This is a genomic window from Phenylobacterium montanum (assembly GCF_018135625.1).
GTDB lineage: Bacteria > Pseudomonadota > Alphaproteobacteria > Caulobacterales > Caulobacteraceae > Poindextera > Poindextera montana.
This window is the reverse complement of record NZ_CP073078.1, coordinates 5,123,483-5,149,651: the sequence shown is the minus strand read 5'-3', so window position 1 is coordinate 5,149,651 and position 26,169 is coordinate 5,123,483. Positions and strand designations below refer to the sequence as shown.

Sequence of the window (26,169 nt, the reverse complement as noted above, 5' to 3'; positions counted from 1 at the left end):
CGGTTTAGCTCAAACCGCCCGCGCGTTAAAGAGATATGCTGGTTCCGGGGCCTTGCGGCGCGACTTACCAGCGGTAGTGCGAGAAGGCGCGGTTGGCTTCGGCCATCTTGTGGGTGTCTTCGCGCTTCTTGACCGCGGTGCCGCGGTTGTTGGAAGCGTCCAGGAGTTCGCCGGCCAGCTTCTCGGTCATGGTGTTCTCGCCGCGCTTGCGGGCGGCGGTGACCAGCCAGCGGATGGCGAGCGCGCGACGACGGTCCGGACGCACTTCGACCGGGACCTGATAGGTCGCGCCGCCGACCCGGCGGGAGCGGACTTCAACGGCCGGGGCGACGTTGTCGAGGGCCGAGTGGAAGGTCTCCAGCGGGCCCTGGTCGCGGCGCTTGGCCTCCAGGATATCGAAGGCGCCGTAGATGATGTTCTCGGCGACGGCTTTCTTGCCCTCGTACATCACGTAGTTCATGAACTTGGTGACCACGAGGTCGCCGAACTTGGGATCCGGCAGGACTTCGCGCTTCTCTGCGCGGCGGCGGCGGGACATTCTTCTCTAAATCCTTATTTCGGACGCTTGGCGCCGTAGAGCGAGCGACGTTGCTTACGATCCTTGACGCCCTGGGTGTCGAGCACGCCGCGCAGGATGTGGTAGCGCACGCCGGGCAAGTCCTTCACGCGGCCGCCGCGGATCAGCACCACCGAGTGCTCCTGCAGGTTATGGCCTTCGCCGGGGATGTAGCACAGCGCTTCGATGCCGGTGGTCAGGCGCACCTTGGCGACCTTCCGCAGAGCGGAGTTCGGCTTCTTCGGCGTGGTCGTATAGACCCGGGTGCAGACGCCGCGGCGCTGCGGGCAGCCCTTCAGGGCCGGGACCTTGTTCCGCGACGGCTTGGCCTGCCGTGGCTTGCGGATGAGCTGGTTGATCGTAGGCATTTAGACTTTCGCTCTGGAGGCGTGTGCCTTTCGGCCGGGGCGCCTCATGGGGTCATGACGTTCACAGGTTCTTTACAGAAGACCGCCCGATCAACACGAAACGGCGCCGGGTCGCATTGGCTTGCGGTCCGGCGCGTCTGAACGTCCTTTTTGGGGCGTCCGGTTCATCGGGGCTCAAGGTCGGATAATCGATTCCGGCCCGGGCCTCCAAAAGAGCGCGGAACCTACTCAAGCCGGGCCTTCAGGTCAAGGGTTGGCTTGGGGGCGGAAACACCCCGCAGCCGCAGGTCTCGGCCAGATCGACCAGCCGCTGTTCGGCGAGGCCGCCGAAGCGGGTGTCGAGAGCGATGATCCGCTTGCGCGCGGCGGCCAGATCGCCGCGCGCAAGGTCCTGGCGGACCTGTTCCACCCCCTCGTCCAGCGACCGCTGCAGGGCGGCGCGGCAGGCGGCCAGCCGGGCGGGGTCCGGCGTCTTCGGCTGGTCCAGGAGGTCGAGCCCGCGGGCCAGGCTATCGCCGCCGGCGAGCTCATGGCCCAGGCCTGACAGGGTGCGGCTTTGGACGCTCAGCAGGCAGTTGCGGCGCATGGACTGCACGCTGTCGGCTGCGGCGGACAAGGCCGCCTCGTCGTGCTCGCCGGTCAGGAACACCAGCCGCAGGCCGCCCTCCGCCTCCTCCCACAGGGCGCGCGACGGCAGTCGGGTTATGCCTGAACCCGCGGGATCGCTCCCAGCATCCAGAAGCGCCCCGCGGAACAGATCGGGATAGGCCAGGGCCAGGCGCATGGCCACGCGCGAGCCGCCGGAGAACCCGCCCACATAGACCCGCGCCGGATCGACCGGATAGCGGGCCATCACATTCGCCGCCGCGATCAAGGCCAGCGGATTGCGCCGGCCATAGGCGCTGTCGTCATTGCCGCTATGGGCGGCGGTGACGAAGATCACCCCTCGCCGGTCCAGCGCATCCCCCCAGCCCGCCGGCAGCCGCGCATCGGGCCAGGGCGGGATGAAAACCAGAAGGCCGTAACCTGTCGGCGGAGCGTGGGCGGGAACGTCGAGCAGGAACCGCTCTTGCGCGAGGTCGACCGCCTGGTCGCGCATCGCCTCCCCCGTCGCCGCGAGCTGGCGCCGCACCCGCTCGGCCTCCAGCGGGCTCAGCAGGCGCCGCGCCATCTCTTCGTTGCGCGACAGGGGCGAATAGCGGTCGAACACAATGCTCGCCTGAAGGCCGTTCAGCGCCGAGGCGGCAAGGGCCAGCATGCCGGCCAGCCCGCACAGGGCGCGGCGGCGAAGGGCGGCGAGGTCGGGACGCAGCAAGGCCATGGCGGTCGGCCGACCATACTACCGATCGACGTCCGGATGCCGCTTCGGATCTGGCCGAACCGTGCGCGGCGGGATCGGAACCCGCCACCCATGCGTTCACAGACGGTCGCGGCGGGAACCTCATTGGAGACAAAACGCATGGCGAAAAAGCATTTGATCGGTGTGATGGGGGCGATTTCCACGATTGCGGGCGCCCCTGGCGTCGCCGCAGCCGGGGCCAGCGAGCCCGCCGTTCCGCCGGCGGCTTCCTATGCCGACCTACTGCAGCCCATCCCAAATGCGATGGAGCGGCTGGCGCGGGCTGAGGCCGAGGCTGCCGCCAGGCCCAAGCTGATCGAGGCCCAGTATTATCCCCCGGCCACCCAGGACCATCATCACCACCATCACCATCACCACCATCACCACCATCACCACCACAGCGCACAGTGGTATCGGGATAACGGCTACTACTGGTATGGCGGCGCCTGGGTTCTGCGCCCCGCGCATCACCACCACCATCACCACCACCACCACCATCACCACAGCCAGGACCGCTACTAGGTCCCCTTACCCGCTCGCGCGGTCTCTCGCTCGGGCCGCGCGCAGCAGGTGGCGGTAGGAACCGTCGAACACGGTGTTGGTGCTTGAGACCCAGCGGGAGCCCTCGGCCAGGGTGTCCCGGCTGGCGTGGAGGCGGCGGGCCTGCAATTCGCGCTCGGCCGCCTCTTCTTCACCCATGGGCTCGAGCTCAAGATCCGGCTCAGCCGGGATGACCAGGATGTTGGCGAACGGCTCACCCTGGCGAAACACGTGCTCGCTCCCCTTTGGCGGGGCCTTGAAGATGACGAAGAACACCATAGGCCACCATTCCGACCGGATCAGGGCCGGCACCGCCAGCGGCGTGGTGTTGGTCGCGTCAGCGTAGAACCGCGGGTGCGGCTCGGTGCGGATCGCCCAGCCGGGCGGGACCTTCAGGTCCAGCAGGATCTGATAGGAATAGAAGCCTTCGCCGAAGGGGCGGAACGGCGGCCACAGCCGCCCGTCCTCCGGCCGAGGTCCCCAGTCGGCCTCCAGCTTGACCTTGCCGCGGACCGTGCGGACCCTCAGTTCCTGCTCGAACGGATAGGCCACCTCCAGCCCATAGCGCGCCCCTTCCGAGAACGGGGTGCAATGCCAGACCTGCTCATGGCTGCCATCCTTGCGCGGCTGCGCCTCCCCCGCCCAGCCCGGCACGGGGATCTCGGTGCGGCGCGGCGGCGAAAGGGGGCCGTGGATCCTGTATTTGACGAGCGGCAATTGGGCCTCCTCCGGCGCCGCGCCGCGAGGCCTGCGACGCGCTAGGCCAATGCCTTGGGAGGTTCCCGGTTCCCCGATCGCCAGCGACGGGCCCCAGACCAAAACGGCCCCGGATCGCTCCGAGGCCGTTCCAGTCTTTGACGCTGCAACCCAGGCTTATTCGGCCGGATGCTGTTCCGCTTCCGCGGCGAGGGCGATCTCGGCCGGCAGGGCCTCCTCGATCTGCTGGCTGCGGGTTGCGGCCAGGGCCTCGTCGCGCTTGTTGGCGATGCGCTGCAGGCCGCGCAGGTACGAGCCCGTGCCCGCCGGGATCAGGCGGCCGACGATCACGTTCTCCTTCAGCCCTTCCAGGGTGTCGATCTTGCCGTGCACCGAAGCTTCGGTCAGCACACGGGTCGTTTCCTGGAACGAGGCGGCCGAGAAGAAGCTGCGGGTCTGCAAGCTGGCCTTGGTGATGCCCAGCAGAACCGGCTGGACGATCGCCGGACGGCCGCCGCGGGCGACAGCCTTCTTGTCCTCGATCTCGAACTCCGGCTTGTCCATCTGGTCGCCGCGGATCAGGCCCGTATCGCCCGGCTCGATGATCTCGACCTTCTGCAGCATCTGACGAACGATCGTCTCGATGTGCTTGTCGTTGATCGGCACGCCTTGCAGACGATAGACCTCCTGGATCTCGTCGACCAGGAACTCGGCCAGGGCCTCGACCCCCAGGATGCGCAGGATGTCGTGCGGATCCGGGTTGCCGTCGATCAGGTACTCACCCTTGCGGATGATGTCCCCGTCGTGGACGGTGATGTGCTTGCCCTTGGGGATCAGGAACTCGACCGCCTCGCCGCCGTCTTCCGGGGTGATCTTGATGCGGCGCTTGTTCTTGTAGTCGCGGCCGAATTCGACGCGGCCGTCCATCTCGGCGATGACCGCGCAGTCCTTCGGGCGCCGCGCTTCGAACAGCTCCGCCACCCGCGGCAGACCGCCGGTGATGTCGCGGGTCTTGGCGCTTTCCGTCGGGATACGGGCCAAAACGTCGCCGGGCTTGACCTCGTCGCCGTCGCCGACCGAGAGGATAGCCCCCACGGGCAGCAGGTTACGAGCTTCGCCGCCGTTCGACAGGCGCTTGTAGGCGCCGTCGGCGTCGAGCACCGCCATGGCCGGACGCAGGTCCGCGCCGCGCGGGGTCGCACGCCAGTCGATGATCACGCGGTTGGAGATACCGGTGGCTTCGTCGGCCTCTTCGCGCACGGACAGGCCGTCCACCAGGTCTTCGAACCGGACCTTGCCGCCCACCTCGGTGATGATCGGGGTGGTGTAGGGGTCCCATTCGGCGATGCGGGCGCCCTTCTTGACCGCTTGGCCGTCCTTGACCCGCAGGCGCGCGCCATAGGGCGGCTTGTAGGTCTCGCGGTCCTTGCCGTCGACCTGGATCACGATCTGGGTGTTGCGGCTGAGGACCACCAGGGCTCCGTCGGCGGCCACGACGGTGGGGCCGGTGACCTTGGCCACCCCGTCATTGGTGCTTTCGAAGAACGACTGCTCGGCCACCTGGGCCGTACCGCCGATGTGGAAGGTCCGCATGGTCAGCTGGGTGCCCGGCTCGCCGATCGACTGGGCGGCGATGACGCCCACCGCTTCGCCGATGTTCACCTGGGTGCCCCGAGCCAGGTCGCGGCCGTAGCACGCGGCGCAGATGCCGGTGTTGGCCTCGCAGGTCAGGGACGAGCGAACCTTCACCGACTGCACGCCGGCCTTTTCGATCAGCTCTGACAGCTGCTCGTCCAGATAGGTGTCGGCCGGCACGATCAGCTCGCCGGTCGCCGAGTCCTTGATATCCTCGGCCGTCGAGCGGCCCAGGATGCGGGTGCCCAGCGAGACCAGCACGTCGCCGCCCTCGACCACGGCCCGCAGGGTGATGCCCCGGGTGGTGCCGCAGTCTTCCTCGGTGATGATGCAGTCCTGCGCCACGTCGACCAGACGGCGGGTCAGGTAGCCCGAGTTGGCGGTCTTCAAGGCTGTGTCGGCCAGACCCTTACGGGCGCCGTGGGTGGAGTTGAAGTACTCCAGCACGGTCAGGCCTTCCTTGAAGTTCGAGATGATCGGGGTCTCGATGATCTCGCCCGACGGCTTGGCCATCAGGCCGCGCATCCCGCCCAGCTGCTTCATCTGGGCCTGCGAACCACGGGCGCCGGAGTGGGCCATCATGTAGATCGAGTTGATCTCCAGCTCGCGGCCGTCGGCGCCTTTCTTCTTGGTCGAGATCTCCGTCATCATCTCGTCGGCGACGCGGTCGGTGGCCTTGGACCAGGCATCGACCACCTTGTTGTACTTCTCGCCGCGGGTGATCAGGCCGTCCGCATACTGCTGCTCATACTCGGCGGTCAGCTGGCGGGTCTCCTCGACCAGCACCTTCTTGCGCTCGGGGATGACGATGTCGTCCTTGCCGAAGGAGATGCCGGCCTTGGCCGCTTCCTTGAAGCCCAGGCCCATGATCTGGTCGGCGAAGATGACCGTCGCCTTCTGACCGCAGTGCCGGTAGACCGCGTCGATCAGATTGGCGATTTCCTTCTTGGTCAAGGGCTTCTCGACCAACCGGTGGCCGATGGCCGGGTGATGCGGCAGAAGGGCGGCGATCTTCATCCGCCCGGGGGTGGTGTCGATCACCTTGGTGCGGACCTGCCCCGTCTCGTCGGACTCGGCGTAGCGCGCCTTGATCTTCGAATGCAGGGTGACGATCTTGGCGTCCAGCGCGGCTTCGATCTCGGAGAGGCCGAAGAACACCTTGCCCTCGCCCGGTTCGCCGTCCTTGGCCAGCGACAGGTAGTAGAGGCCGAGCACCATGTCCTGAGACGGCACGATGATCGGGCGGCCGTTGGCCGGCGACAGGATGTTGTTGGTCGACATCATCAGGACGCGCGCTTCCAACTGGGCCTCGAGGCTCAGCGGAACGTGCACGGCCATCTGGTCGCCGTCGAAGTCGGCGTTGAAGGCGGTGCAGACCAGCGGGTGCAGCTGGATGGCCTTGCCTTCGATCAGCTTGGGCTCGAACGCCTGGATGCCCAGGCGGTGCAGGGTCGGGGCGCGGTTCAGGAGCACCGGGTGCTCCCGGATCACCTCTTCCAGCACGTCCCAGACGGCGCCCTGCTCACGCTCGACCATGCGCTTGGACTGCTTGACGGTGCCCGACAGGCCCTTGGCGTCGAGGCGCGCATAGATGAACGGCTTGAACAGCTCCAGGGCCATCTTCTTGGGCAGGCCGCACTCGTGCAGCTTCAGCTCCGGGCCGACCACGATCACCGAACGGCCGGAATAGTCGACGCGCTTGCCCAGCAAGTTCTGGCGGAAGCGGCCCTGCTTGCCCTTCAGCATGTCGGCCAGCGACTTCAGCGGGCGCTTGTTGGCGCCGGTGATGACGCGGCCGCGGCGGCCGTTGTCGAACAGGGCGTCGACGGCTTCCTGCAGCATCCGCTTTTCGTTGCGGATGATGATGTCGGGCGCGCGCAGCTCGATCAGGCGCTTCAGACGGTTGTTCCGGTTGATGACCCGGCGATAGAGGTCATTGAGGTCGGAGGTGGCAAAGCGGCCGCCGTCCAGCGGCACCAGCGGGCGCAGCTCGGGCGGGATCACCGGGACGACCGTCATGATCATCCATTCCGGCTTGTTGCCGCTCTCGATGAAGGCCTCGATGATCTTCAGACGCTTGGACAGCTTCTTCTGCTTGATCTCGGACGTGGTGGTGGCCAGGTCCTCGCGCAGGCTGTCGGCTTCCTTGGGCAGGTCGATGGCCTGCAGCATGCCGCGCACCGCTTCCGCGCCGATCTCGGCGGTGAAGCTGTCGTCGCCGTACTCGTCCTGGAAGTTCAGGTACTCGTCTTCCGACAGCAGCTGGTACTGCTTCAGGGGCGTCAGGCCCGGCTCGGTGACGATGTAGTATTCGAAATACAGGACCCGCTCGATGTCCTTCAGCGGCATGTCCAGCATCATGGCGATGCGGCTGGGCAGCGATTTCAGGAACCAGATGTGGGCGACCGGCGAGGCCAGCTCGATGTGGCCCATCCGCTCGCGCCGCACGCGGGCCAGCGTCACCTCGACGCCGCACTTTTCGCAGATGATGCCCTTGTACTTCATGCGCTTGTACTTGCCGCACAGGCATTCGTAATCCTTGGTCGGGCCAAAGATGCGGGCGCAGAACAGGCCGTCACGCTCGGGCTTGAACGTGCGGTAGTTGATCGTTTCCGGCTTCTTGATCTCGCCGAACGACCAGGACCGGATCTTCTCAGGGCTCGAGAGCGAGATGCGGATCTGGTCGAAGGTCGGGGCGGCGACCACCGGGTTGAAGATGTTCAGGACTTCCTGGTTCATGGGATATCCAGATCGTCAGTGTTTCAGAAGCGACCGGGAGAGGCTGACGGCCTCTCCCTTACGCGTAAGCTCGCGCAGTCCGATCCCTCGGCTCAGCGGTTCTCCAGCTCGACGTTGAGGCCCAGGGAGCGCATCTCCTTGACCAGCACGTTGAAGCTTTCCGGGATGCCCGCCTCGAAGGTGTCGTCCCCGCGCACGATCGACTCGTAGACCTTGGTCCGGCCGGCGACGTCGTCCGACTTCACGGTCAGCATCTCCTGCAGGTTGTAGGCGGCGCCGTAGGCTTCCAGCGCCCACACCTCCATCTCCCCGAAGCGCTGGCCGCCGAACTGGGCCTTGCCGCCCAGCGGCTGCTGGGTGACCAGGCTGTAAGGGCCGATCGAGCGGGCGTGGATCTTGTCGTCCACCAGGTGGTGCAGCTTGAGCATGTAGATATAGCCCACGGTGACCTGGCGCTTGAACGCTTCGCCGGTCTGGCCGTCATAGAGCTGGACCTGGCCGGTGCGGCTGAGCCCGGCGGCTTCGAGCATGTCCTCGATGTCGCTGATGTGGGCCCCGTCGAACACCGGGGTTGCGATCGGCACGCCCTTGGACAGGTTCCTGGCCAGTTCGGCCAGGCCGTCGTCGGTATCAGGCAGCTCCTCGTCCGGGCCGTAGATCTCGCGCAGGCGCGCGGTCAGGGCTTCGCGCTGGCCGCCGTGCTGCCAGGCGTCGAGCAAGGACGCGATCTGGCGGCCGAGGCCGGCGCTGGCCCAACCCAGGTGGGTTTCGAAGATCTGGCCGACGTTCATCCGCGAAGGCACGCCCAAGGGATTCAGCACCACGTCCACCGAGGTGCCGTCTTCCAGGTGCGGCATGTCCTCGATCGGCATGATCCGCGAGATGACGCCCTTGTTGCCGTGACGGCCGGCCATCTTGTCGCCCGGCTGCAGCTTGCGCTTCACCGCCACGAACACCTTGACCATCTTCATCACGCCGGGGGGCAGCTCGTCGCCGCGCTGCAGCTTGTCGACCTTGTCCTCGAAGCGGCGGTCCAGGCGCTTGCGAGCTTCGTCGAACTGGCGGCGCATGGCCTCCAGCTCGCCCATGGCCTTCTCGTCGTCGAGGGCGATCTGCCACCACAGGCCCGGGGAGATTTCCGCCAGCTTGTCGGGCGTGATCTCGCCGCGGCCCAGGCCCTTCGGCCCGGAGACGGCGACCTTGCCCAGCAGCAGTTCGCGCAGGCGGCCCTGGATGTTGCGGTTCAGGATGGCGAACTCGTCGTCGCGGTCCTTGCCCAGGCGGTCGATTTCTTCCCGCTCGATGGCCAGGGCGCGCTCGTCCTTGTCGACGCCGTGCCGGTTGAACACGCGCACCTCGACGATGGTGCCCGCCACGCCCGGCGGCAGGCGCAGGGAGGTGTCGCGCACATCCGAGGCCTTTTCGCCGAAGATGGCCCGCAAGAGCTTCTCTTCCGGGGTCATCGGGCTCTCGCCCTTAGGCGTGACCTTGCCGACCAGGATGTCGCCCGGCTGGACCTCGGCGCCGATGGCCACGATGCCCGCCTCGTCGAGGTTGCGCAGGGCTTCCTCGCCGACGTTGGGGATGTCGCGGGTGATTTCTTCCGGCCCCAGCTTGGTGTCGCGGGCCATGACCTCGAACTCCTCGATGTGGATCGAGGTGAACACGTCATCGCGCACGATCCGCTCGGAGATCAGGATCGAGTCTTCGAAGTTGTAGCCGTTCCAGGGCATGAAGGCGACGAGGGCGTTGCGGCCCAGGGCCAGTTCGCCCAGCTCGGTCGAGGGGCCGTCGGCGATGATGTCGCCGGCGGCGATGCGGTCGCCCACCCGCACCAGCGGACGCTGGTTGATGCAGGTGTTCTGGTTCGAGCGCTGGAACTTGGATAGGCGGTAGATGTCGACGCCCGACTTGTTGGGGTCGGTCTCTTCCGTGGCGCGGATGACGATGCGGGTGCCGTCGATCTGCTCCACCACGCCCGGACGGCGAGCCACCACGGTGGCGCCCGAGTCACGAGCCACCACCGCTTCCATGCCGGTGCCGACGAGCGGCGCGTCCGACTGGATCAGCGGCACGGCCTGGCGCTGCATGTTCGAGCCCATCAGGGCGCGGTTGGCGTCGTCGTTTTCCAGGAAGGGGATCAGGGCCGCGGCCACCGACACCACCTGCTTGGGCGAGACGTCCATGAAGGTGACCTGATCCTTGGTGATCAGCATCGGCTCGCCGCTGATGCGGCCGGGGACCAGATCTTCAACGATGTGGCCGTCGGCGGACAGGCCGATGTTGGCCTGGGCGATGGCGTGCTTCGCCTCCTCCATGGCCGACATGTAGACCACTTCTTCCTGGGCCTTGCCGTCGATCACCCGGCGGTACGGGCTTTCGATGAAGCCGTACTTGTTGACCACCGCGTGGGTGGCCAGCGAGTTGATCAGGCCGATGTTCGGGCCTTCCGGCGTCTCGATCGGGCAGATCCGGCCATAGTGGGTCGGGTGCACGTCGCGCACCTCGAAGCCGGCGCGCTCGCGGGTCAGGCCGCCCGGGCCGAGGGCCGACAGGCGCCGCTTGTGGGTGATTTCCGACAGCGGGTTGGTCTGGTCCATGAACTGGCTGAGCTGCGAGGAGCCGAAGAACTCCCGCACCGCCGCCGCGGCCGGCTTGGCGTTGATCAGGTCGTGCGGCATGACCGTGTCGATGTCGACCGAGCTCATGCGCTCCTTGATCGCCCGCTCCATGCGCAGCAGGCCGACTCGGTACTGGTTTTCCAGAAGTTCGCCGACCGAACGGACCCGGCGGTTGCCCAGGTTGTCGATGTCGTCGATCTCGCCGCGGCCGTCACGCAGGCCGACCAGGACCTTCAGCACTTCGAGCACGTCGTCCTTGCGGATCACGCGCATGTCGTCGGGGCAGTCCAGCTCCAGGCGCATGTTCATCTTCACGCGGCCGACCGAGGAGAGGTCATAGCGTTCGGAGTCGAAGAACAGGCCCTTGAACATGGCCTCGGCGGCTTCCACCGTCGGCGGCTCGCCCGGGCGCATGACGCGATAGATGTCGAACAGCGCCTCTTCGCGCATGGCGTTCTTGTCCACGCGCAGGGTGTTGCGCATGTAGGCGCCGACCGTGACGTGGTCGATGTCCAGGACGTCGATGGTGGTGAAGCCCTGCTCTTCCAGGGCCGTGATCGCCGCCGCGTCCAGTTCGTCGCCGGCCTCGGCGTAGATCTCGCCGGTCTGCATGTTGACCGCGTCGCGGGCCAGGTACTTGCCGGCCAGGGCTTCCGGCCCGAGCAGGAGGGTGGTCAGGCCATTGTCGGCGAAGCGCTTGGCGTTGCGGGCCGAGATCTTCTGGCCGGCGGGCGCCACTTCTTCGCCGGTGTCGCCGTTGATCAGGGCGAAGTCCGGCTTCACCCCGCGCCAGCGCTCGGGCTTGTAGGGCGTGGCCCAGCCGCCGGGGCGCTTCTCGTAGGGCACCACGTCATAGAAGGTGGTCAGGATCTCTTCGCCGTCCATGCCGAGGGCGTAGAGGAAGGTGGTGGCGGGCAGCTTGCGGCGGCGGTCGATGCGGACATAGACGATGTCCTTGGCGTCGAACTCGAAGTCCAGCCACGAGCCGCGATAGGGGATCACCCGGGCGGCGAACAGAAGCTTGCCCGACGAGTGGGTCTTGCCCTTGTCGTGGTCGAAGAACACGCCCGGCGAACGGTGCATCTGCGAGACGATGACGCGCTCGGTGCCGTTGACGATGAAGGTGCCCTTGTCCGTCATGAGCGGGATGTCGCCCATGTAGACGTCCTGCTCCTTGATGTCCTTGACCGAGCGGGCGCCGGTCTCTTCGTCCATCTCGAACACGATCAGGCGCAGCTTGACCTTCAGCGGCGCGGCGAAGGTCATGTCGCGCTGGATGCACTCTTCGACGTCGTACTTCGGGTCCTCGAACTCGTAGGACACGTATTCGAGCACCGCGCGCTCGTTGAAGTCCTTGATCGGGAACACCGACTTGAAGACCGCTTCGATCCCCTCGTCCCGGCGCTGGCCCGGGCGGACCTCGCGCTGCAGGAACTGTTCGTAGGAGGACCGCTGAACCTCGATCAGGTTCGGCATTTGCACAGCTTCAGGAATGCGGCCGAAAGACTTCCGGATCCGCTTCTTGCCGGTGAACGATTGCGCCATCGTGGCTCCCTTGGGTCGCGGGCGTCCGGACGGACTCCGCGCATAGACTGTCCATGCGTCCACCCTCGAAGCAGCGGCGGGCGAAAGCCTCGGCCGTTGCCGGACGCTGGAATGTCCCTGGTCCCTGGGAGAGGGATCAGGGCGCCCCTTCGCGCTGGTCGGAGGGCGGCTGACCGCGCCTCGGGGCGTAGAAACGGCGCGCTTACGAAATGGCAGGCGCGCGCAGGTTCGCTCTCTGGTTTGAGAAGGAACGGGTATTTAGTCGCTTGGGGCGCGAATGGGAAGAGGGTTTGTAGGATTTTCTGCGGCGCAGCTTACCGCCGAAGCGCCCGACAAACAAAACGGGCCCGGGGATCGACCCCGGGCCCGCCGCAGAACACACTTTGCAGTGCGATCTTACTTGATGCTGACGCTGGCGCCGGCTTCTTCCAGCTTCTTCTTGATCTCTTCGGCTTCCTGCTTGGAGACGTTTTCCTTGACGTTCTGCGGGGCGCCTTCGACCAGGTCCTTGGCTTCCTTCAGGCCGAGGTCCGGGCGGACCGAGCGGACTTCCTTGATCACGTTGATCTTCTTGTCGCCGCCGGCGGTCAGCACGACGGTGAACTCGGTCTGCTCTTCGGCGGCTTCGGCCGGAGCAGCGGCGGCGCCGCCGGCGACGGCGGCCACGGCGACCGGCGCGGCGGCCGAGACGCCCCACTTTTCTTCGAGCAGCTTGGACAGCTCAGCAGCTTCCAGCACGCTCAGGGCGGAGAGGTCGTCGACCAGTTTTTCAAGCTTGGACATTTGGATTTCCTTTGAGGAGGGGGATGTTGGGGAGATGACCTAGGCGGCGTCTTTGCTGGCGTAAGCCGAAAGCACGCGGGCCAGCTGGGCGGCGGGGGCCTGCAGGACGCCCGCGACCTTCGTCGCCGGGGCCTGGATGAGGCCGATGATCTTGCCGCGGATCTGGTCGAGCGAGGGCAGCGTGGCCAGGGCCTTCACCGCGCTCTCGTCCAGCACCGTCGTCTGGTCCAGCAGGCCGCCAATCACCGAGAATTTCTCGTTGTCCTTGGCGTACTGGGTGACGACCTTGGCGGCGGAGACCGGATCGGCGCCATAGGCGATGGCGACGGGGCCCTTGAAGAGGGCGTCGCCCGCTTCACCAGCCACGCCGTCCAGGGCCTTCTGGGCCAGACGGTTCTTCACCACCCGCAGCGAAGCGCCTTCCTTGCGGAGGCGGCCACGCAGATCGGTCATTTCCGCAACCGTAAGACCCAGATAGTGGGTCACGACGACAGCGCCGGAATCGGCGAAGACGCCCTTGAGCGCCTCGATCGATTCCGCTTTTTGAGCGCGGTCCATTGCGGTCTCCGTTACTCAAGTATGAGGCGGCCGGCCAATCCGGCAGCCGAAAACGGTTCGAGCCCCAAGGAGAACCTCGGAGCGCCAACCGGCTCAGCCTGTCCCAGGATGCTCGGCCGCGCTTTCGCTCCTCAAAGGGAGGGAATGGCGTCGGTCTCTGCTCCCCGTCTCCCAGCGGCGAGGAAGGGCTCTTCCTCATTTACGGTCCAGGCGGCCCCTGGACCCCGTAGTTCTCGGACAGGATCGGCGACAGGAACGAGCCCCATCGCCGGAAGTGGGGGCGTTTACAGGAAAGGGGGTGGGAGATCAAGGGCGGGACTCATGCCTGCATGCAAAAGGGGCGGACCTTTCGGCCCGCCCCTCCGCAACTCACAGCTTTCAGCAAACGCCTTACGCGTTCACCGAACCCGTATCGACCTTCACGCCCGGGCCCATGGTGGAGCTGAGCGAGATCTTCTTGATGTAGAGGCCCTTGGCGCCCGAGGGCTTGGCCTTGTTCAGGGCGTCGACGAGGGCGCGGGCGTTGGCCAGCAGGGCGTCGTCGGTGAACGAGGCCTTGCCGATGCCGGCGTGGACGATGCCCGCCTTCTCGACGCGGAACTCGATGGCGCCGCCCTTGGCGTCCTTCACCGCTTGACCCACGTTCGGGGTCACGGTGCCGACGCGCGGGTTGGGCATCAGGCCGCGAGGGCCGAGGATCTTACCCAGGCGCCCGACCAGGGCCATCATGTCCGGGGTGGCGATCACCCGGTCGAAGTCCATGAAGCCGCCCTGGATGCGTTCCACCAGGTCCTCGGCGCCGACAATGTCGGCCCCGGCGGCGGTGGCTTCAGCGGCCTTGGCGTCCTTGGCGATGACGGCGACGCGCACGTCGCGGCCGGTGCCCGACGGCAGGTTGACGACGCCGCGGACCTGCTGGTCGGCGTGGCGCGGGTCGACGCCCAGATTGACCGACATCTCGACGGTCTCGTCGAACTTGGCCTTGGCGTTGGCCTTGACCTGGCTGATGGCGGCCGGCAGGGCCAGGGTGGCGTTGCGGTCGCCGGTGAAGGCTTGGACGCGCTTTGCGATCTTGGTCATGGGTTAGTTCTCCACCACCTTCAGGCCCATGGACTTGGCGGAGCCTTCGATGATGCGGGCCGCGGCCTCGATGTCGTTGGCGTTCAGGTCCTTCATCTTCTTCTCGGCGATCTCGCGCAGCTGGCTGCGGGTGATCTGGCCCACGGTCTCGCGGCCGGTCGTCTTGGCGCCCGACTTCAGCCCGGTGACTTCCTTGATGAAGTGGGTCGCCGGCGGGGTCTTGGTGATGAAGGTGAAGCTCTTGTCCTGATAGACGGTGATCACCGTCGGCAGGGGCGTGCCCTTGGGCATGTTCTCGGTGCGGGCGTTGAACTCCTTGCAGAAGCCCATGATGTTGACGCCGCGCTGGCCGAGAGCCGGGCCGATGGGCGGTGACGGCGTGGCGGAGCCAGCCTTCACCTGCAGCTTGATGTAGCCGAGTATCTTCTTTGCCATCTTGTCCTCTCTTCGAGGGGCGGACGATCCGTCCCTCTGGTGAGCCGTGGTGCGGGGTTACGGTGGCCGCCCCCTCCCACGGATTTGGGTTTGGTCAGGCGGTCTTTTCCACCTGGCCGTACTCGAGCTCGACCGGCGTGGCGCGTCCGAAGATGGACACGGTCACGCGCAGGCGAGCGCGTTCTTCGTCAACCTGCTCCACGGAGCCGTTGAAGCTGGCGAACGGCCCGTCGATGACGCGCACGGTCTCGCCGATTTCGAAGCTGATGGTGGGCTTGGGCCGCTCGACGCCTTCCTCGATGGCGCCGATGATCCGCGCGACCTCCTTTTCGGAGACCGGGATCGGCTTGGAGCCCGAACCCAGAAAGCCGGTGACCTTCGGGGTGTTCTTGATCAGGTGATAGGCCTCGTCGGTGAGGTCCATCTTCACCAGCACATAGCCGGGGAAGAACTTCCGCTCGGCGTTGACCTTGCGGCCGCGGCGGATCTCGACCACGTCCTCGGTCGGCACCAGGATCTCGGAGAAGTTCCCCTCCAGGCCCTGGTTCTTGGCCTGCTCGCGGATGGACTCGGCCACCTTCTTCTCGAAGTTCGAGTAGGCGTGGACGATGTACCACTTGTGGCGCGGGTTGGAGGTCGCGATTTCGGCGGCTTGTGCGCTCATGATCTTATCCCTTGGCCGCCCAGCCGAGCAGCGCCTGCATGATCGCGCCCAGAGCCCCGTCGATGAGGAGGAAGTAGACGGCGCTGATCACCACCATGATGAAGACCATCACCGAGGTGATCCAGGTCTCGTTGCGGGTGGTCCAGGTGATCTTGCGGGCCTCGGCGCGGACTTCGCGCGCGAACAGGGCCGGGTTGAACGGCTTTTTCGGAGCCGAAGCCTCGGCGGCCTTGGAAACGGCGGACCCGGCCGAGACGACAGCCGGCTGGGCCTGCGGCCTTGCGGGCCGGGCCTTGGGGGCTTGCGGTCTGGCGCCTGGTGTTCTGGCCATAGACGGCTTCGACTCTCTAGACTCTGCAGGCCGACCCCATGGGCGGCCCAAACGAAAATTGAATGGCAGGAGTGGAGGGACTCGAACCCCCGGCCCTCGGTTTTGGAGACCGATGCTCTACCAGCTGAGCTACACTCCTTCAGGCCAAAACCAAACGCGCCGGAAGGCGGAGAGGCCCGCCGGCGCGATCGGCTTTCGCCGGAGCCGCGTCGTTTATCAGCGGCGGGCCTCTGGAGCAAGGGTTTGCGGCGGACGATTTGCGGCGCCGCTAGCCCCAAACCCGCGCGGCGTAATCGATGAAGTTGCGGCCCAGCACCTTGTCGATCACCGCCGCCTTGACCCCGCGCCGCGACAGCAGGTCGACGATGGTCGCGTACTGGCCGGGGCCGCGCAGATCGACCACGAACGGATAGGTGTCCGGGCCCTCGCCCTTGGCGGAGACACCCGCCGCCCGCCGTTCGGCGATCTCTTTGGCGAGGGCTGACTGGTAGCGGACCAGATCATCGACGCCGGTGGCCGAGCCGTCGGTGCCCAGGCCCATGTGGTCCTCGCCGCAGACCCCCAGCGCATGGACGATGTGGTCGGCGGCGGCGCTGGCGTGGGGACGCCCGTCGGGGGTGAGGAAGGGCATGAAATAGATCCCGACGAAGCCGCCCTTCTCCGCCGCCAGCCTCAACTCCTCGTCGGTCTTGTTGCGCGGCAGGTCGGTCAGGGCCCTGCAGCCGGTATGGTTGATCGAGATCGGCGCCTTGGACGCGGCGATGGCGTCGAGGCAGGTCTGGCGGCCGCTGTGCGAGAGATCGACCATCACCCGCGCGCTGTTCAGGCGCTCGACAAGTTGGCGGCCCAGCGGCGTCAGCGGCGTATCCTCCGGCGCCACCGACCCGCCGCCCATCATGTTCCTGTCGTTATAGGTCAGCTGGAACACCCGCACGCCGCGGCGGACATATTCGTCCAGGTGCTGCAGTTGCTCGCCGACCTGGACCGAATTCTGAAAGCCATAGATAAGGCCAATCTTGCCTGCCGCCTTGGCGCCCGCGATGTCGGCCGCCCGGTTCACCACCGTCAGGTCACGGGCATTGCCGGCGACGAGCCCGTCCCATCGGTCCAGCGATTTGAGCGTCTCCTGATGCGGGTCGCCCGGCCCCGCGACATAGCCGACCGTGATGTTGATGGCGCTTAGCCGCGCCGCCCTGGCGTCGGCGATGGCGCGGTCGTCGACCTCGAGCACCTCGCCGCCCGGCCGGATCGGGTTCTTTTCGCCGAGCGACAGATTGGGGTCCCAGAGATTGCCCAGCGCATTGACGACGATGGGGTCCGTGGGCGCGGCGAAAGCTCGCGGTCCCGCCAGCGAAGCCGCTACGGCGCCAGCGAGCAGCCCCCTGCGCGACAACGACATCCGTCTTCCCCCATGGCTGCTCTCAGGCGACAGCTTAGGCGCGTCGGCGGTTCAGCCAAGCTTGAGATTGGGCTGATCAGACTTCGGGGTCGATCTCGATATAGACGTTCTCGACGCTGAAGCTCTGGCGCCGGGCCCAGTCGAGCGCCGCGTCCTGGGCGCGGTCGAAGCCGGTGGCCTGGGCGCGGTCATAGCGCATGATCGCGCCGCGTTCGTCCTCGGTCAGGGCCGAGGGGCTGTCTCCCCATCGGGTATAGGAGATCAGCACCCGATGCTGGGATTGCGGCGGGGCGGGGTCGGTCCCCGGCTGAACCCTGAGGACATGGAACGACATGCCGCCATGATACGTCGGAACGGGCGCCGGTTCCATGCCCATGTACGCAAAACGGCCGCCGGGGGTGTTCCCCCGACGGCCGCCCTGTTCAGCCTGGATAGGCTGAGACGCGATTACTCGACGATCTTGGAGACCACGCCCGCGCCGACCGTGCGGCCGCCTTCGCGGATGGCGAAGCGCAGCTTCTCTTCCATCGCGATCGGGGTGATCAGCTCCACGTCCAGCTCGGCGTTGTCGCCGGGCATGATCATCTCCACGCCTTCCTTCAGCCTGATGATGCCGGTGACATCGGTCGTGCGGAAGTAGAACTGCGGGCGGTAGTTGGTGAAGAACGGGGTGTGGCGGCCGCCTTCTTCCTTGGTCAGGATGTAGGCCTCGGCCACGAACTTGGTGTGCGGGGTGATCGAGCCCGGCTTGCACAGCACCTGGCCGCGCTCGACGTCTTCACGCTTGGTGCCGCGCAGCAAGACGCCCACGTTGTCGCCGGCCTGGCCCTGGTCCAGCAGCTTGCGGAACATTTCCACGCCGGTGCAGACGGTCTTCTGCAGCGGGCGGATGCCGACGATCTCGACTTCCTCGCCCACCTTGACCACGCCGCGCTCGATACGGCCCGTGACTACGGTGCCGCGGCCCGAGATCGAGAACACGTCTTCCACCGGCATCAGGAACGGCAGGTCCACCGGACGCTCCGGCTGCGGGATGTAGGCGTCCACCTGGGTCATCAGCTCCAGGATCGAGTTCTCGCCGATGATCGGGTCGCCGCCGTCGATCGCCACCTTGGCCGAGCCCTTGACGATCGGGATGTCGTCGCCCGGGAAGTCGTAGCTGGACAGCAGTTCGCGAACTTCCATCTCGACCAGGTCGAGCAGTTCGGCGTCGTCCACCAGGTCGACCTTGTTCATGTACACGACCAGCGCCGGCACGCCGACCTGACGGGCCAGCAGGATGTGCTCGCGGGTCTGCGGCATCGGGCCGTCGGCGGCCGACACCACCAGGATCGCGCCGTCCATCTGCGCCGCGCCGGTGATCATGTTCTTCACATAGTCGGCGTGCCCGGGGCAGTCGACGTGCGCGTAGTGGCGGTTCTGCGTCTCGTATTCCACGTGCGCGGTGTTGATCGTGATCCCGCGCGCCTTTTCTTCCGGCGCCGCGTCGATCTCGTCGTACTTCTTCGCCGTCGCGCCGCCCGTCTTCGCCAGCGTCATCGTGATCGCCGCCGTCAGCGTCGTCTTGCCGTGGTCAACGTGACCAATCGTGCCGATGTTGCAGTGCGGCTTGTTACGGTTGAATTTTTCCTTGGCCATCGTCTTACCTGTAGTGGCGCGGTTTTGAGGGGCGCGGGTTGGGGTCTCGAAAATCTGGAGCGGGTAGCGGGAATCGAACCCGCATCCTCAGCTTGGAAGGCTGCTGCACTACCATTGTGCTATACCCGCAAGGGTGAAGCGGTCGAGCCGCGAAACTCCTCCAGTCGGTCCAGGCCGGCGTCGCCGGTCAGCCTGAGCCCAGAAACACGGTAGCGCAGCCTTGGCTCCCGACCGGGATCCAAAACCTGCGTTCTGGGGACCGGATCTTCAGCCTCGGCGCGCGTGGTGGGGGAAGTAGGACTCGAACCTACGAAGGCGTACGCCAGCGGATTTACAGTCCGCCCCCTTTGCCGCTCGGGACATTCCCCCGCGCGCGCCGGAAGCATCGATCTTCGCCCGAAAGCCTTGGCCGGATGGCCACGGCCCTCGAACAAAAAACCTCCGCCTGCAGAGCCGAGAGATGATAGCACATCGCTCGGCCGGCGCCGCGGAGGCTTCGAGGCCCCAAAATGGAGCGCGTCTTATAGTGGCCTCTTTTCGCGAACGCAACGACCGGAAATTTCGTCCGAAGACGGGGGCGGAACGGCCGAGCCAGGGGCGTCCCGGCCCCCACAAAGCGCCGCACAAATCCGCACATGACAAGGCTTCGAGCGACTGGCTGTGGGGCTGGCACGCGGTCGAGGCGGCCCTGGCCAACCCGCGCCGGGAGAAGCCGCGGCGCCTGCTGGCGAGCGAGGACCGCGCCCGTCAGCTCACCGAACGATTCGGCCAGCCGCCTGCGCTGGAGATCGCCGATGCGGCCCAGATCGCCCGCGCCCTGCCCGCTGGCGCCGTGCACCAGGGCGTCGCCCTGAAGATCGACCCGCTGGAGCCCCTGCCCTTGGACGAGCTGGCCGAGGACCGGTCCGGCCCCCTGGTCATGCTGGACCAGCTGACCGATCCCCAGAACGTCGGCGCCATCTTCCGTTCGGCCGCTGCCTTCGGGGCCAGGGGGATCATCCTGCAGGACCGCAACGCCCCCGCCCTCGCCGGCGCCCTGGCCAAGGCGGCGGTGGGCGCGGTCGACATCCTGCCCCACGCCCGGGTCACCAACCTGTCGCGCGCCCTGGAGCGGCTGGCCGACCTCGGCTGGCGGGCCGTGGGCCTGGACGGCGCCGCTCAGGAAACGCTGGAAGCGGTGCTGGACGAGCGGCCCACCGTGCTGGTGCTGGGTTCCGAGGGCGAGGGCATCCGGCGCCTGGTCAGCGAACACTGCGACGCCCTGGCCCGAATCCCCATGCCCGGCGGCTTCGAGAGCCTGAACGTCTCGGCCGCGGCCGCCGTGGCCCTCTATGAGCTGTCGCGGCCCCGCGGAACCGGCGCCAAAGGTTAACGCAAAGCGTCGCACCCGGCGCCGCCAAAAGCGAGAAAACCCAACCAATATCTCGCTTTAGGGGTGAATGACCTTCCCCGACACAGGTTAATTTTGTTGATTTCCGGCTTGAGCGTGGTTCTCTGGCCCCCTTGCGTCCGACCGTTGGGCGCAAGCGCGGACGCCAGTGCTGTAGGAAAGGCGCGGATTTTGACAGTGAGCTGGCGACTGAAGGCTTGGGACGTCGTCACCAGCGGCCTCATCGGGGTCCTGGTGCTGCTCGTCGCCGGCTGCGAAGGCCCGCCGCCGGAGCAGGCTCCGCCGCCGCCGCCCATGGCCACCGCAGAGGCGCCGCCGCCCCCCGCTGCACCCGATCTCGCCGGCGGGCCTCCGCCGGCCGAGGCCGCGCCGACGCCGCCGCCCGCACCGGCGGACCAGACCGCCAGCATGGCCCCGATCCCGAACCCCGAGGACATGTCGGCGGACGAGCGCGCCCGGGTCTATGGTCACCGCTACGACCAGCCGTCAGCCAGGCCGGCGCCGGCCCTGGCCGAGGCTTCGCCGTCGCCCCATCGCCACCCTCACCGCCAATGGGCCCGCAACACCCATGTCTGGGGGATGACGCCCCACGGCGCCCCCGCAGCTCGCCTCACCGCCCAGCGCCATGGGCTGCGCCCCAGCCAGCCGGCGCCTTCGGCCGCCGCCAGGCCCGCGGCGCCGGCCCCCGCCGCAGTCAGCGAGCGCCTGGCCCAGATGCAAGGCGCCCTCCGGGGTCCGGTGGCCGACGGCTCCGGCTTCGTGGTCAGCGACGATCTCGCGGCCGGCAAGCCGGGTTCGGTCACCCTGACCCTGCCCGCCGACCTCTACGCCCGCATCCGCAACGAGGCGGCCAAGAACGGCCTGGGCCAAGAGGCGCGCCATTTCGACGTCACCGCCAGCCTCAGCGGAGACGGCTATCTGATCACCCCAGCCGCGCCCCAGACCCTGCAAGCGCCAGCCGCTGATTCCCTGACCGCGCCGTCGCCGAGTTTCGCCTGGCAGGTCCAGCCCCAGCCCGGCTCGGCCGGGGGCCCGCTGAGGGCCGATCTGGTCGCTCATCTGGACGGCGCAGCCCAGGCGCTGCCGCTGCTGTCGCTGGAGCGACCGGTCAAACCAGCGCCAATGGCCGAACAACCCCCCGCCCAGAGCCTGGGCCTGTTCAACCTGCACATGGGCGATGTCGACCTGCCGGGGCTGGGCAAGGTTCCCGTGAGCTCGATCCTGGCCGTCCTGCTGCTGATCCTGGTGGTGGTGGTGCTGGTCGCCGCGGCGCGCCACACCGCCGAGCGCGACCGGGCCGAGCGCCGCCGGGCCCGCGCAGCCGCCCGCGCCGCCATGCTGGCCGACGAAGAGCACGCCGCCGCCCGGGCCGCCGGACGTCAGGCCGAGCCGGCCCGCTGACGCCCAAGCTTCACGGACGAGCGCTTGCCAGCGCCGCGCCAAAACTTCATTGATCCCTGATGGGGCAGACCTTCTTTGCGAGCCTGGCTGGCGCGATGTGGATCGGGCCGCTTTCCGCCCTGGTCCAGGTGGTGCTGATCGACCTGGTGCTGGCCGGCGACAACGCCGTCGCCGTGGGCATTTCGACCAGCGGCCTGACGCCCAAGGATCGCCGGCTCGCCATCCTGCTGGGCCTGGCCGCGGCCGTGGTCATGCGCATCGCCTTCGCCCTGGCGGCCGCTCAGCTGTTGAACCTGATCGGCCTGACCCTCGCTGGCGGCATACTGCTCTTGTGGGTGTGCCTGAAGATGGTGGGCGAACTCAGGGCCCAGGGCCGCGCCGCGCGCGATCAGGCCGACCCGCCGGCCAAGACCCTGTCCCAGGCCTTCCTGCACATCCTGGCCGCCGACCTTTCCATGTCGCTGGACAATGTGCTGGCCGTGGCGGGCGCGGCCCACGCCCACCCCTACATCCTGGTGTTCGGCCTCCTGCTCTCGATCGGCCTGACGGGCCTGGCGGCCAACGCCATCGCCAAGTTCCTGCACCGCATGCGCTGGCTGGGCTATGTGGGGGTGGCGATCGTGTTCTACGTCGCCCTGCACATGATGTGGGAGGGCTATCGCGGGGTGGTGATCGGCCTCGACGCGGTGGCCCCCTACAACGCCCTGATGCCCGACTGGCTGGACATTAAGCCGGGCGAAGAGGCGGCGCACCACAAGAAGAAATAGCCCCTACTCCGCCCCGCCGAACCGCTCGGTCCATTCGGCGACCTGGGTGTCCTCGATCTTCTTGAACAGCACCTCGGGCGCGCGCACCGGCCGCCCGGCCTCGATGCGCGACAGCTCGGCGGCGATGTCCGTGCTGGGCCAGGTCGGCGGGTACGACTCGCCCAGCGCCTCGGCGATCTTCTCCGCCGCGAACGGGACCACCGGGGCCGAGACCCTGGCGAACAGGCCGACGAGGTTGATGGCCGTACGCACGATCACCGCCGCCCGCGCCGCGTCGGTCTTGATCGCGGTCCAGGGCGCGGCCTCCTGCAGGTACTCGTTGCCCAGCACCCATAGCGCCCTGAGCGCCTGGGCCGACTTGCGAACCTCGATCGCCTCCATCAGCTCGGTCAGTTCAGCCAGGCGTGCGGCGACGTCGGCGTAAAGCTTATCTTCCAGCGGCCCGGGCTCGCCGCCCGCCGGGACCACGCCCTCGAACTTGCTCTCGTTGAACTTCAGGATCCGGTTGACGAAGTTGCCGAACACGTCGGCCAGGTCCTTGTTGGCGGCGGTGACGAACTGCTCCCAGGTGAAGGCGGTGTCCGAGCCCTCCGGGCTGTTGGCGGTCAGGTACCAGCGCCACAGGTCGGCCGGCAGGATCTCCAGCGCCTGGTCCATGAAGACACCGCGCTTCTGCGAGGTGGAGAACTTGCCGCCGTACCAGTTCAGCCAGTTGAAGGCCTTGAGCATGTCCACCAGCTTCCACGGCTCCTCCGAGCCCAGGATGGTGGCGGGGAAGCTGACCGTGTGGAAGGCGACGTTGTCCTTGCCCATGAACTCGACATAGCGCACGTCGCCCGCGCCCTTGTCGGTGCGCCACCAGCGCTCCCAGTCGGCGCCGGTCGCGTCGGCCCACTCGTGGGTGGCGGCGATGTATTCGATCGGCGCATCGAACCAGACGTAGAACACCTTGTCCTCAAATCCCGGGCGCGGCGCCCCGCCCCGGGTCACCGGCACGCCCCAGGCCAGGTCGCGGGTGATGCCGCGGTCGATCAGGCCCTCGTCCAGGTGCTTGTAGGCGATCGAGCGGGCCAGGGTCGGCCAGTCGGCCTTCTGGTCGACGAAGCCCCTGATGCGATCCTGCATCTTCGTCTGCAACAGATAGAGGTGGCGGGTGTCGCGCACCTCCAGATCCCGCGAGCCGGAGATCACCGAATAGGGATTGATCAGGTCGACCGGGTCCAGAAGGTTGCCGCAATTGTCGCACTGGTCGCCGCGCGCCTTTTCATAGCCGCAGTGCGGGCAGGTCCCCTCGATATAGCGGTCGGGCAGGAAGCGCTTGTCGGCCAACGAATAGACCATACGGTCGGTTCGCTCCTCCACCAGGCCATTGTTCTCCAGGACCTCGGCGAAGTGCTGGGTCAGAACCTTGTTCTGCGGCGAGGACGAGCGGCCGAACCAGTCCCAGGACAGGCCGAAGGCGCGGCCGACGTCGTGCTGCGCCCGGTGCTGCTCCTCGCAATAGGTGAACACGTCCTGGCCGGCCTCGGCGGCGGCCAGCTCGGCCGGGGTGCCGTGCTCGTCCGTGGCGCAGATATAGAGGGTCTCGTGGCCGCGGGCGCGCTGGAAGCGGGCATAGATGTCGGCCGGCAGCATCGACCCGGCCAGATTCCCCAGGTGCTTGATCCCGTTGATGTAGGGCAAGGCGGAGGTGATCAGGATGCGGGCCATGTCGGTCTCGGAAACAAGGAAGGCGCGCATATAAGGCGGAATGCCGCCAAAGCCAAAGCGGGTCAGGCCTGTTGCTGCAAGGGGCGCTGGCCCAGGGTCTGGGCGACCATCACCAGATAACCATCGGGATCGAGCACAAACACCTCCCGTTGGCCGCCCTCACGATCGCCGTGGCGGCGCCAGACCTCGCGCGGGCCAGCGTGCAGCGGAACGCCAGCCCGGGCGATCGCCGCCTCGACTGAGCCGAGATCGTCGGCATAGACCTGGAACATCACCCCGCGACCGAACGGCGCCGCCATCGGCCCGGTTTCCCACACCCCGCAGCGCTGGTGCAGCATCACCTGCGCTCCTTCGGGTCGCTCCAGATAGGCGAAGCCCTCGTCCGGCCGTTGATAGGCGATAGAGAACCCCAGGACCTCGCGCCAGAAGCGGAGGCTTGCGCCGATGTCCGTGACCAGAAGTTCGGCCACCATCGGCGCCCAGCCACCCTTCGGCGGCGCGCCAAAGTCCGCATCAGCCATATCCCCCTCCTGAGCACGGCGAAGCTGATGCTCAACCTTGGCTCGGTTTTCGACTATTCTTGGCTGGGGGACCAGGGACGCGACACAGATCGCGCGAACGCCTCCGCGAAAGGGAGCGAAACATGCTGAAGGGCGTCAACTGGATCGCGGTGATCGCCGCGCTGGTCCTGCTCGAGGTGGCGGGCTTTCTCTACTACGCGGTGATCTTGAAGGACGCCTGGATCGCGGCGCTGGGAACGCCGCCCGAGCCGAAGAGCGTCGGCTTCGCCCAGGGGTTGGGCATGGGCGACACCCTGATCATCGTCCTCGGCCTCGCCTGGCTGCAGCGGCGGCTGGGCGCGCGCAGCCTCGGCGCCATGCTGGGCGTGGCCCTGGCGGCCTGGCTGTTCTTCGATTTCACCACCATGGCCATCGACTATCTGTTCGTCGGCCAGAGGGGCGCGCTGGTCGCGATCAACATGGGCTACCAGCTTCTGGCCTATGCGCTCGCCGGCCTGACCCTCGGCGCCCTGCCGCCCCGAGCGTAAAGCCGACAACCGGCTGTTGCACCGAAGTCCGATTCGACTACGCTTATGCTGTGAGGGTTCCGACCGCTGTTACGTCGCGCGGTCGAAAGTGCGCGTGATCTCCGACAGGCAAGACCGGGGGCGATTTGGCATGAGCGATCCCTTTTCGATGCAATGGGACCAACTCGGCGCGGCGGTGGCCGGCGTCGGGGCCCTTGGCGCAGCGGCGTTCGGCGTCGTCGAATCCGTCGGCAAGGCCTTCGCCTTCAGCTATCGCCAGGGGCCGCACAAGCACCTGAGACACGTGGGCCTGGCCTATGTCGGCCTGGGCAGCGTGCGGCGCATGATCGGGCCGCTGAGACCGGCGCTGAAACTCGCCTATGGCGCGGACTACGAGGAGATCGTCGCCCAGCAATATCGCGCCGGCCGCAGCGACGGCCCGGCCTCGGACACCATCCGCCAGGGCGTCAGGCTCGGCCTGCCCTTCCTCGAGCAGGACGCGGCCACGGCCCTGATCGCGGCGGTCTGGGATATGCCGGCCGCCAGTTCCGGCCAGCTGGCGGCGGCGCTGAAGGCGCCGGCGGCGGCGCCCGCCGCGGGAGGCGGGGCGGCGGGGGCCGCAGCCGCAGCTCCGGCGATCGACCCGGCCCAGGCCCTGGCCGGCCGGTTCGCCACCGCCCTCGACGCGCGCATCAACGCCGCCTTCCAGGTGGCCGACGAGCAGTACGAAGCCTCGGCCAAGAGCTGGGCGGCGGTGGTCTCGGTGGCCCTGGCGGTGGGCTTCAACATCGGCATGGCCAAGGCCGGCGTCACCCCCCTGCCCTGGCCGATCGACATACTGGCCGGCCTGGTGGCCGTGCCCCTGGCGCCCGTGGCCAAGGACCTGTCGACCTCGCTGCAGAACGCCCTGACGGCGTTCAAGTCGATCTCCGGCAAGCCGTCCTGAC

23 protein-coding genes and 3 tRNA genes are annotated in these 26,169 nt (G+C 67.4%); 6 read left to right on the top strand and 20 right to left on the bottom strand.

Features of this window, described 5'->3' with window-relative positions:
- Positions 1–64: 64 nt before the first annotated feature.
- The 3 genes from rpsG to KCG34_RS23520 form a co-directional block, all read right to left on the bottom strand.
- Positions 65–538, bottom strand: coding sequence for a 30S ribosomal protein S7 (rpsG, locus tag KCG34_RS23530; protein WP_211938021.1), 474 nt, complete (start codon positions 536–538; stop codon positions 65–67).
- A 14-nt stretch (positions 539–552) separates the two neighbouring features.
- Entirely contained in the window at positions 553–924 is a 372-nt protein-coding gene (gene rpsL, locus KCG34_RS23525; protein ID WP_211938020.1) for a 30S ribosomal protein S12, read from the bottom strand.
- A 241-nt stretch (positions 925–1,165) separates the two neighbouring features.
- Positions 1,166–2,245 (bottom strand): alpha/beta hydrolase family protein, encoded by a 1,080-nt coding sequence (locus tag KCG34_RS23520; protein ID WP_211938019.1) that lies wholly within the window; start codon positions 2,243–2,245, stop codon positions 1,166–1,168.
- A 138-nt stretch (positions 2,246–2,383) separates the two neighbouring features.
- Here KCG34_RS23520 and KCG34_RS23515 point away from each other — a divergent pair, with 138 nt between their 5' ends.
- The gene (locus tag KCG34_RS23515; protein WP_211938018.1) at positions 2,384–2,785 is read left to right on the top strand and encodes a hypothetical protein; all 402 of its coding nucleotides are present in this window, start codon (positions 2,384–2,386) and stop codon (positions 2,783–2,785) included.
- A gap of 6 nt (positions 2,786–2,791) precedes the next feature.
- Here KCG34_RS23515 and KCG34_RS23510 read toward each other — a convergent pair whose 3' ends face one another.
- From KCG34_RS23510 to KCG34_RS23440, 15 genes are all read right to left on the bottom strand, one after another.
- Positions 2,792–3,520: a hypothetical protein gene (locus KCG34_RS23510; RefSeq protein ID WP_211938017.1), complete on the bottom strand. Its 729-nt coding sequence runs from the start codon at positions 3,518–3,520 to the stop codon at positions 2,792–2,794.
- 156 nt (positions 3,521–3,676) lie between these two features.
- A complete protein-coding gene (gene rpoC, locus KCG34_RS23505) occupies positions 3,677–7,873 on the bottom strand; it encodes a DNA-directed RNA polymerase subunit beta' (RefSeq protein WP_211938016.1) in 4,197 nt (1,398 codons plus the stop codon).
- A 92-nt stretch (positions 7,874–7,965) separates the two neighbouring features.
- Entirely contained in the window at positions 7,966–12,039 is a 4,074-nt protein-coding gene (rpoB, locus tag KCG34_RS23500; RefSeq protein ID WP_211938015.1) for a DNA-directed RNA polymerase subunit beta, read from the bottom strand.
- 396 nt (positions 12,040–12,435) lie between these two features.
- Positions 12,436–12,822 carry a 50S ribosomal protein L7/L12 gene (rplL, locus tag KCG34_RS23495; RefSeq protein ID WP_211938014.1) on the bottom strand — a complete coding sequence of 129 codons (387 nt, stop codon included), beginning with the start codon at positions 12,820–12,822 and terminating at the stop codon, positions 12,436–12,438.
- A gap of 39 nt (positions 12,823–12,861) precedes the next feature.
- A complete protein-coding gene (gene rplJ, locus KCG34_RS23490; RefSeq protein WP_211938013.1) occupies positions 12,862–13,380 on the bottom strand; it encodes a 50S ribosomal protein L10 in 519 nt (172 codons plus the stop codon).
- Between the two features lie 390 nt (positions 13,381–13,770).
- Positions 13,771–14,460 carry a 50S ribosomal protein L1 gene (gene rplA, locus KCG34_RS23485; RefSeq protein ID WP_211938012.1) on the bottom strand — a complete coding sequence of 230 codons (690 nt, stop codon included), beginning with the start codon at positions 14,458–14,460 and terminating at the stop codon, positions 13,771–13,773.
- A 3-nt stretch (positions 14,461–14,463) separates the two neighbouring features.
- The gene (gene rplK / locus KCG34_RS23480) at positions 14,464–14,895 is read right to left on the bottom strand and encodes a 50S ribosomal protein L11 (RefSeq protein ID WP_211938011.1); all 432 of its coding nucleotides are present in this window, start codon (positions 14,893–14,895) and stop codon (positions 14,464–14,466) included.
- A 94-nt stretch (positions 14,896–14,989) separates the two neighbouring features.
- Positions 14,990–15,559: a transcription termination/antitermination protein NusG gene (gene nusG / locus KCG34_RS23475; protein WP_211938010.1), complete on the bottom strand. Its 570-nt coding sequence runs from the start codon at positions 15,557–15,559 to the stop codon at positions 14,990–14,992.
- A gap of 4 nt (positions 15,560–15,563) precedes the next feature.
- The gene (gene secE, locus KCG34_RS23470; RefSeq protein ID WP_211938009.1) at positions 15,564–15,890 is read right to left on the bottom strand and encodes a preprotein translocase subunit SecE; all 327 of its coding nucleotides are present in this window, start codon (positions 15,888–15,890) and stop codon (positions 15,564–15,566) included.
- 63 nt (positions 15,891–15,953) lie between these two features.
- Positions 15,954–16,029: transfer RNA gene (locus KCG34_RS23465), tRNA-Trp, on the bottom strand.
- A gap of 129 nt (positions 16,030–16,158) precedes the next feature.
- Positions 16,159–17,289 carry a dipeptidase gene (locus KCG34_RS23460; protein WP_211938008.1) on the bottom strand — a complete coding sequence of 377 codons (1,131 nt, stop codon included), beginning with the start codon at positions 17,287–17,289 and terminating at the stop codon, positions 16,159–16,161.
- 76 nt (positions 17,290–17,365) lie between these two features.
- Complete coding sequence (locus KCG34_RS23455; RefSeq protein WP_211938007.1) at positions 17,366–17,623, bottom strand: hypothetical protein; 258 nt, start codon at positions 17,621–17,623, stop codon at positions 17,366–17,368.
- A gap of 113 nt (positions 17,624–17,736) precedes the next feature.
- The gene (gene tuf / locus KCG34_RS23450) at positions 17,737–18,927 is read right to left on the bottom strand and encodes an elongation factor Tu (RefSeq protein WP_211938006.1); all 1,191 of its coding nucleotides are present in this window, start codon (positions 18,925–18,927) and stop codon (positions 17,737–17,739) included.
- 55 nt (positions 18,928–18,982) lie between these two features.
- Positions 18,983–19,056, bottom strand: a tRNA-Gly gene (locus KCG34_RS23445).
- A gap of 154 nt (positions 19,057–19,210) precedes the next feature.
- Positions 19,211–19,296: transfer RNA gene (locus tag KCG34_RS23440), tRNA-Tyr, on the bottom strand.
- Positions 19,297–19,453: 157 nt separating this feature from the next.
- Here KCG34_RS23440 and rlmB point away from each other — a divergent pair.
- The 3 genes from rlmB (at position 19,454) to KCG34_RS23425 (ending at position 22,485) form a co-directional block, all read left to right on the top strand.
- Positions 19,454–20,299 (top strand): 23S rRNA (guanosine(2251)-2'-O)-methyltransferase RlmB, encoded by an 846-nt coding sequence (gene rlmB, locus KCG34_RS23435; RefSeq protein ID WP_249138133.1) that lies wholly within the window; start codon positions 19,454–19,456, stop codon positions 20,297–20,299.
- 195 nt (positions 20,300–20,494) lie between these two features.
- Entirely contained in the window at positions 20,495–21,718 is a 1,224-nt protein-coding gene (locus KCG34_RS23430) for a hypothetical protein (protein ID WP_211938004.1), read from the top strand.
- A gap of 59 nt (positions 21,719–21,777) precedes the next feature.
- A complete protein-coding gene (locus KCG34_RS23425; RefSeq protein ID WP_211938003.1) occupies positions 21,778–22,485 on the top strand; it encodes a YjbE family putative metal transport protein in 708 nt (235 codons plus the stop codon).
- A gap of 3 nt (positions 22,486–22,488) precedes the next feature.
- On the opposite strand, the gene metG is transcribed toward KCG34_RS23425, so the two are convergent.
- Together metG and KCG34_RS23415 are read right to left on the bottom strand one after the other, a co-directional pair.
- On the bottom strand, positions 22,489–24,195 hold the full coding sequence (gene metG / locus KCG34_RS23420) for a methionine--tRNA ligase (RefSeq protein WP_211940947.1): 1,707 nt from the start codon (positions 24,193–24,195) through the stop codon (positions 22,489–22,491).
- Positions 24,196–24,257: 62 nt separating this feature from the next.
- Positions 24,258–24,716 (bottom strand): VOC family protein, encoded by a 459-nt coding sequence (locus KCG34_RS23415; RefSeq protein ID WP_211938002.1) that lies wholly within the window; start codon positions 24,714–24,716, stop codon positions 24,258–24,260.
- A 122-nt stretch (positions 24,717–24,838) separates the two neighbouring features.
- Between KCG34_RS23415 and KCG34_RS23410 the strand changes: the two genes are divergently transcribed.
- Together KCG34_RS23410 and KCG34_RS23405 are read left to right on the top strand one after the other, a co-directional pair.
- Positions 24,839–25,243, top strand: coding sequence for a DUF1761 domain-containing protein (locus KCG34_RS23410; protein WP_211938001.1), 405 nt, complete (start codon positions 24,839–24,841; stop codon positions 25,241–25,243).
- Positions 25,244–25,373: 130 nt separating this feature from the next.
- Positions 25,374–26,168: a hypothetical protein gene (locus tag KCG34_RS23405; RefSeq protein WP_211938000.1), complete on the top strand. Its 795-nt coding sequence runs from the start codon at positions 25,374–25,376 to the stop codon at positions 26,166–26,168.
- Position 26,169 lies beyond the last annotated feature (1 nt).